This window comes from Endozoicomonas sp. SESOKO1 (genome assembly GCF_024606265.1).
Taxonomy (GTDB): domain Bacteria; phylum Pseudomonadota; class Gammaproteobacteria; order Pseudomonadales; family Endozoicomonadaceae; genus Endozoicomonas.
Genome location: NZ_JAHHPP010000094.1, coordinates 1 through 1,222, shown reverse-complemented (window position 1 = coordinate 1,222; position 1,222 = coordinate 1). Strand labels below are relative to the sequence as shown.

The window sequence follows — 1,222 nt, the reverse complement described above, 5'->3', positions numbered from 1 at the left end:
CTGCCTCTGCAAGCATTGCCAACAGCCCGATACTACTACCGACCAGTACTCCCTCGCTGGTCAACACCCTGCCACCCTGGACTGACAGTATTATCCCGGCACACTCATTGGGCGGCATCACCCACATCGTGCCCGCCAGGACCACCCTGGCCCTGTCCAGTTCGCTGGCCGCTACCAATTTAACACTGGATCAGCAACTGACCGCCATAGTGGACGACCTGGGCAAATCAACCAATCTTGGCATGTACGAAAATGACCTGATTTATTTTCAACAACTGTTTCCGGCCCTTAACCTCACGGAATTAGTCACCTTTGTTAAGGACAGTGCCAGGGATTTTGCCGGATATATGCTGCTTGAGGGCATTGAAGCCTTCGCCCAAACGATCAATGGCACGTTCACTAATGGCACTTTCCCTAATGCCACTTTTCCTAATGTCGCTCGTCACTATTTCGATATCGTAGCAGCCGGGGTGGATGACATTATTCATGAGTTTAACACCACAATCGCGCCTGCCCGGAATACCAGCTCAACGACAGTAGACCATCACCATCGTTCAAAAAGAATGATCCTTTCGGGGCAGGATTTCTTAAGCAGAATCAGGGGGCTGATAGGGACTGAACGTGTCATTGCCGAAGACAACATGGTCCCGCAACTGTTGGAGTTTTTACGGGGTTTTTCTGCAATGCGCAATGAATTTACCCTTATGATGCAGCGTAATTTTGCGACAGGCCAGGATGCAATAGCTCTTGCCAATCAACTTAGTCAGCCGCTGGGGATGGCCCATTATTTGGATCAATATGAGAACGAGGTCTTTGATTTAGTAAGGAATCAAGACTATCAGGCACTTGGCAGATTAGCATTTAAAGTTAACGTCCTCTCATTTGTTAACGATGTTGCTCCGCCACAATCTGCAGACCTTATGCAAGGGCTCATGATAATGATTCGTAGCCTGATTCAGCGTCTCGAACAGATATCTCCGGGAACCGCCAATACGGCATCTCTGACGCAAATGACTGATGTCACAAGCTTCTCTTTTGTATGGAACCCTTTGAAATTATTGATACGTGCTGATCAATTAGAAGTAGGCATATGTCTGTCGGATGTAATTTCAATGACCGTTGCCAGCCACTTGGGGATGTCTGTTAGCAGCTCTTTAAATGCTCTGGTCAATGCTGTTTTTCTGGGTGCCGGATATGCTCGATTACCCGCTCTTGTCAGGAC

The 1,222-nt window shown here is 48.2% G+C and carries 1 protein-coding gene; it reads left to right on the top strand.

Features of this window, described 5'->3' with window-relative positions:
- Nucleotides 1-107: 107 nt before the first annotated feature.
- Nucleotides 108-1,222, top strand: a 1,115-nt coding sequence (locus tag KDK13_RS05095; RefSeq protein WP_257283866.1) for a hypothetical protein, incomplete at its 3' end; no start/stop codon positions are given.